Genomic DNA, 5,306 nt, shown 5'->3' with positions numbered 1-5,306 from the left:
TTTGTTTTGGTTGGGGGGGTTGGTGGGGTCGCTGAAGCGGCTGCCATCGATGCAAATGGCTTGGCAGTTGAGGGGGTGGGTTTGGATGGCTTGGTTGAGGATTTGGGGGACAAGGGCGAGGTTACACTGTTGAATAAAGGGGGTCGGGGTGGCGGCGAGATTGTGCCATGCTTGATAAAATTCGGGATAGGGGAGGTTTTCGGCACAGTCCCAGATGACTTCGTAGCATTTAGCGAATCGTTTAAAGTTGTCTCTGTAGGTTTCATCGCTGAGGCAGTCTTTTAAGGCGGAGACGACTCCTGCATATTGTTCAGGTGTGGTGAGGATTTTCCCTAAACTATCTGCCGCCTGAATACGGGTAAATTTATCCTCAGTAGTGCGGATAATTTCAAGCAATCCAGCGATCGCCTTGGGATTTCCTGGGTCGATTTTCCCTAAACTATCTGCCGCCCACCTACGGCTATTTTCATTCTCAGTAGTGCGGATAATTTCAAGCAATACAGCGATCGCCAAGGGTCTAATGGTTTGTGGTATCACCTCTCTCGCCGCTTCTTTGATGGGGTCTAAAAAGGTTCGCCATTCCTGTTTTTCAGTATTGAAATAACCAAACCCCCACTTCACCACCTGCCGCACCATCTCGGTAGCCAGAGAACAAGCCTTAAATTGATTAATCCCAGCAGCAGCCAGCAAATAGGCTTGATCTCCATAAAAATCTCTGACCCCACCCTTAAATTCAACCAACGCCCGAATAAACTCCTCCTTCTTCTGGGCCTTAATATCCTTACGCCCCAACCAACACAAAATCACCTGCTTCCACTGCTGCTCAAAAATCCGATACCGCATCCCCGCCACCGGAAAATTAACATGATTCCGAGGCATAAAATAATCCCAATCCTCCACCGTCAAGGCTGCAAAATACTCCTGAAACGTCGCATGATAAAAGGCAAAAATACTACTATCGCCGCGTCCATCTCTGCCCACCCGATTTAACCAACCCAACCGCAACACCAAATCAGCCCACGAAGTCTTACAGCTTGTTCGATATTTAATTAGTACAGTAACCGCATTTAGTAAACCAGTTCTTAAACGTATTTCTATCAGCATTAGAGCCAGTTTAATTAACTGTTCTAGTGCTTCCATTGCTCGTGTTGGAAACATTCTGACCACTGACTTAACCGTTGACCACAACATTTAAATAGGATTGAAATCTGGTGAGTAGGGTGGTAAATATTCTACTCTGGCTCCCGTAGCAGTGATCATTTCTTCAATGCCCTCCATTTTATGGATATTAAGGTTATCCATAACTACGACATCCCCTGGATTCAGTCTCGGAACCAAGTCCTGTTCAATAAAATCCTGAAAATCTTTACCTTTCATCGAGCCTTCTATGACTTTTTTAGCTACCACTCTTTCGATACTTATGGCTCCAATTCAGGTAATTTTTCTGCCTTAATAAAAGGGTCTTAAACATCATGCTTTTTTGCCTTTTTTACTCCTAGCCATAGAGGGACTCATCCCTACACAGAAAGCTGTCTCATCAATGAATATCATTTTTGAGGTACATCTCTCACCCGCTCTCGGTAATCAAATCGCTGTTGTTGACCTTCTTCCGTTGCTACCTTTTCTGACCGGTAAGTTTTTTTTAAGAGTTAGTTCTTCTTTTTTGAGGAATTCACACATTCCTCCGACGCTGACATAAACATCCAGCTCATTTAGGAGATGTTCTCGATACTGTCGAACTGTCCCATCTGGGTAATCTTGTACCATCTGAATAATAAAGTCTCGATAAGATTCTAGCTGGCTAGGACGATTTAGCCCGGGCTTTTGAGGAGTTATATCTTGAGTTTCTCGAGATTTTTTGATATAACTATGAACAGTAGCAGGACTCATCATAAATTGCTCTGCAAGTTGCCTAATTGAGCCTTGGCCTAATTGATAGGCGGTGACCACTTTTTTCCTAAAAGCAACAGAATAACGGCTCATGGGTGAATCCAGTTGGAATTGAGTTTAGCCCTAGTTGATCACCAAGTTGTTATAGGTATTCATTGTTACACATATTTAATGAACAAGCTGTCATAGCGCTTTCCAGTCCCTTGGGGAGAAAGTACACCCCACTCATCCAGTTTTCCAAGTCTACGGTAGCGCCAAAATCTGCTAAAATGGCAGGGGATACGGTGGGGGTCAGAATCCACAACCGGGGTGATTCTCCGGGAGCGAGCCGTCTTTTTTCCCGAGTGGCTTGGCGTTCCCATTGCGCCTTCATGTCTAGGAGCTTCACCAGACAACTGCGAATTTCTCTGGGTTTAACGGGATTGCTAAAAGGCTCAAAAACCGCTGGGGTGGTGGCTAATTTTCCCAATAAGCCTAGGTTACTAGCTGAGGCGATATTTTCCGGGCGGGGTGTGAAAAAGATGTCAATTTCTCGCCTTTCTGAAGCCATGGTTTTGCTGGTTTCAGTTGCACCTAATTGCTTTAAGAGTTCCTGGATATATTGTTTGGTGAATTGGTCGTAGATCAATCTGGTCATTTATAGCTGTTTTCGAGGTCTCTAATTATTAATTATACTCTAGTCTGGCTCCGACAGCAGCCCTCAATTGCTGCCTTCACCCCCCCCCGACTGAGAAACCGGGTTTCTTTGAGAAACCGGGTTTCTTGACCCCCCCCCGACTCAGAAACCGGGTGATTTTCGTTATGATGTCTTGCCATGGGGGTAGTTTTTTGAAATAATAGCCAGGTATCAGTTAAACTAATCAACAAATCCAATCAATGGGAGGGTACGATCGCCAATGATTTTATCTCGTGGTAAGTTTTTAATAATCAGCTTGCTGCTAACTACTTTCTTGGGAGGCTGTTTGAGGGGAAAAGTACAGCAATGCGAAAAACTAATTGATGTGGTACACCGGGGTAATTCCTTAATTACAGCCCAAAGCGATCGCTACGATATAGCGACTACCAAACAGTTAGCCCTAGCACTTGATGGCATCGCTAACCAAGTAGAAAAACTAGATATTCACAACGAGGAATTACAAACTTTTCAAAATGGTTATAGCCAGAGTTTCCGGGAGATAGCCATAGGTCTCACCCAAACGGCTCAGGTGCTGGAAACCGGACAAACTATCCCCGTTAGCTTTCAAGGACGACAACAACTTAAACAAGCCAAACAACAAATGCACCAAGCCACAATCAGGACTCAGCAAGCAGGCGATCGCCATGATAATATAACCCAGGAAATGCTAGTTTCTTGTCCGCCGAAATCGACTAATTAATGGTGAATTTCTAGCAGTAAAACATAGTTACCTAGGCGCAATTTTTCCGACCAAAGTTCATACTCCAGTCGCAAAAATTCTGGCAGGGGATAACCAACTAAAGTTAGGTCGCGGGTAAAATTTCGCAGGCGAATTTGATTCGGTAAAGACTCCGACTGACCCTGAAGATAATAACGACTGAGCCCGTACATCCCTTTTTGCCATAGGTGACGATAGCTAAAGTTGCTTTTTCCCTGCATAGTCATGACAGCACGACCGGGGGACACTTCCAACCATAGCAGTCTGGGTTGATGAGATAATGGTACAATTGGGGATAGATCGCCATCACTCTCCAATTGCCAATCTAACAGATCTGGTTCCTGTAGGATCAAGTGAAACTGCTGTTTGTCTTTTTGGTAAAGGGTAGCCGCCGTCTCAATTTGCGATCGCAGCGGTAAATCCGTAGAAATCCAAGATAGACGAACAGGCTTACGGTGATGAGTGAGCATAAAATATCTTGTTAATTGATAGGATTTTCAGTCCTGATAGCAACTCAGGACCCCCAAAGCGATAGGATCTTAATATTAATCCTTACCTACATCTATCCTAATGCCATCTGTAGTTGTCACCCTAGAAAATACAGAAAAACAACAGAAACTCAAAATTGACCCTCCCTCTTGCGGTTTATCCCTCCAGGGTCGCCTTCGCATTCCCGGCGATAAATCTATCTCCCACCGTGCTTTAATGTTAGGAGCCCTAGCAGAAGGAGTTACCACCATTGAGGGTTTACTCTTGGGTGCAGACCCTCGCAGCACCGCTGAATGTTTCTCTGGGTTGGGGGCAGAAATTTCCGAGTTGAACTCACAACAGATTAAGGTGAAAGGCTGTGGTATCGGTAATTTACAGGAACCCGATCGCATCCTTGATGCTGGCAATTCTGGCACTACCATGAGGCTAATGCTGGGGATTTTGGCTTCTCACCCCGATCGCCTCTTTACTATCACAGGGGATAGTTCCCTGGTCAAAAGACCAATGGATCGGGTGATTGCACCTCTCACCCAAATGGGGGCGACTATTTGGGGACGGCGATCGGGTTCTTTCGCTCCTCTGGCGGTTCATGGTCAACAACTGCAACCGATTCATTATCATTCCCCCATCGCTTCGGCTCAGGTCAAGTCCTGTATTTTGTTGGCTGGATTGATGGTAGAAGGGGCTACAACCGTGACGGAACCCGCCTTGTCACGGGACCACACGGAACGAATGCTAAAGGCGTTTGGGGCGCAATTAACGGTCAATCCAGACACTAACAGCGTGACGGTGTTCGGACCGGCTAAATTGCAGGGGCAAACTGTGATTGTCCCCGGTGATATCAGTTCCGCTGCTTTCTGGTTGGTGGCGGCTTCTATTGTTCCGGGTTCCGATATAACCATCGAAAATGTGGGGGTTAATCCCACCCGGACGGGGATTTTGGAGGCTATGGCTATGATGGGGGCTGATATTCAATCCCAAGGAGAACGACTTGTGGCGGGGGAACCTGTGGCAGATTTACGAGTCCGTTTCTCGCCATTAAAAGCCTGTGAAATTAAGGGGGATTTGATTCCTCGGTTAATTGATGAAATTCCGATTTTGGCAGTGGCGGCGGCTTTTGCCGAGGGTACTACTACCATCCGAGATGCGGCGGAATTGCGGGTTAAAGAAAGCGATCGCATTCAGGTTATGGCTACGGAATTGACTAAAATGGGGGCGAAAATTTCCGAGTTACCTGATGGTTTAGAAATTACTGGTGGCTTCCCTTTGCGCGGCGCTGAAGTTGACAGTGACACGGATCATCGTATCGCTATGAGTTTGGCGATCGCTGCTTTAAATGCGGCGGGTTCTACCACTATTCATCGCGCCGAAGCGGCGGCTATTTCCTACCCGGATTTTGTGGGAAGTTTACAGCAATTGATAATTAATAATTAATAATTAATAATTGTGGAGGGAGGCGGGTTCGACTGTCAATTATTGGCTGAGAAACCCGGTTTCTTGGAGAAACCGGGTTTCTTGACTGGTGGGAGGTTT

The 5,306-nt window shown here is 46.0% G+C and carries 6 protein-coding genes and 2 pseudogenes; 2 read left to right on the top strand and 6 right to left on the bottom strand.

Translation table 11 applies throughout. From position 1 onward, the window contains the following. The 5 genes and pseudogenes from ACTIE0_RS07680 to ACTIE0_RS07660 form a co-directional block, all read right to left on the bottom strand. On the bottom strand, nucleotides 1-1,140 hold a 1,140-nt coding region (locus ACTIE0_RS07680), incomplete at its 3' end, for a HEAT repeat domain-containing protein (protein ID WP_439516874.1). A 54-nt stretch (nucleotides 1,141-1,194) separates the two neighbouring features. Then, nucleotides 1,195-1,407: pseudogene (locus ACTIE0_RS07675) on the bottom strand (transposase); the annotation flags it as partial. Between the two features lie 177 nt (nucleotides 1,408-1,584). After that, nucleotides 1,585-1,983 (bottom strand): helix-turn-helix domain-containing protein, encoded by a 399-nt coding sequence (locus ACTIE0_RS07670; protein WP_439516873.1) that lies wholly within the window; start codon nucleotides 1,981-1,983, stop codon nucleotides 1,585-1,587. Nucleotides 1,984-2,074: 91 nt separating this feature from the next. Continuing rightward, nucleotides 2,075-2,527: pseudogene (locus ACTIE0_RS07665) on the bottom strand (hypothetical protein); the annotation flags it as partial. A 32-nt stretch (nucleotides 2,528-2,559) separates the two neighbouring features. Beyond that, nucleotides 2,560-2,754: a hypothetical protein gene (locus tag ACTIE0_RS07660; protein WP_155839133.1), complete on the bottom strand. Its 195-nt coding sequence runs from the start codon at nucleotides 2,752-2,754 to the stop codon at nucleotides 2,560-2,562. Nucleotides 2,755-2,786: 32 nt separating this feature from the next. On the opposite strand from ACTIE0_RS07660, the gene ACTIE0_RS07655 reads away from it, so the two are divergent. Further along, nucleotides 2,787-3,266 (top strand): hypothetical protein, encoded by a 480-nt coding sequence (locus tag ACTIE0_RS07655; protein WP_006623960.1) that lies wholly within the window; start codon nucleotides 2,787-2,789, stop codon nucleotides 3,264-3,266. Here ACTIE0_RS07655 and ACTIE0_RS07650 read toward each other — a convergent pair. Then, a complete protein-coding gene (locus tag ACTIE0_RS07650; RefSeq protein WP_006623959.1) occupies nucleotides 3,263-3,754 on the bottom strand; it encodes a hypothetical protein in 492 nt (163 codons plus the stop codon). The two genes, ACTIE0_RS07655 and ACTIE0_RS07650, sit on opposite strands and share 4 nt — an antisense overlap. Before the next feature lie 100 nt (nucleotides 3,755-3,854). Here ACTIE0_RS07650 and aroA point away from each other — a divergent pair, with 100 nt between their 5' ends. After that, nucleotides 3,855-5,207 carry a 3-phosphoshikimate 1-carboxyvinyltransferase gene (gene aroA, locus ACTIE0_RS07645; protein WP_006623958.1) on the top strand — a complete coding sequence of 451 codons (1,353 nt, stop codon included), beginning with the start codon at nucleotides 3,855-3,857 and terminating at the stop codon, nucleotides 5,205-5,207. Nucleotides 5,208-5,306: the final 99 nt, after the last annotated feature.

Origin of the sequence: Limnospira sp. (assembly GCF_051859755.1) — a bacterium.
In the GTDB taxonomy this organism is placed as follows: domain Bacteria; phylum Cyanobacteriota; class Cyanobacteriia; order Cyanobacteriales; family Microcoleaceae; genus Limnospira; species Limnospira fusiformis.
This window is presented reverse-complemented; position numbering and strand designations above follow the sequence as displayed.

Excerpts from the sequence above, each read along its gene's own strand:
- ACTIE0_RS07655 (WP_006623960.1), top strand. The coding sequence starts at position 2,787 with ATGATTTTATCTCGTGGTAAGTTTTTAATAATCAGCTTGCTGCTAACT.
- aroA (WP_006623958.1), top strand. The coding sequence starts at position 3,855 with ATGCCATCTGTAGTTGTCACCCTAGAAAATACAGAAAAACAACAGAAA.
- ACTIE0_RS07670 (WP_439516873.1), bottom strand. The coding sequence starts at position 1,983 with ATGAGCCGTTATTCTGTTGCTTTTAGGAAAAAAGTGGTCACCGCCTAT.
- ACTIE0_RS07650 (WP_006623959.1), bottom strand. The coding sequence starts at position 3,754 with ATGCTCACTCATCACCGTAAGCCTGTTCGTCTATCTTGGATTTCTACG.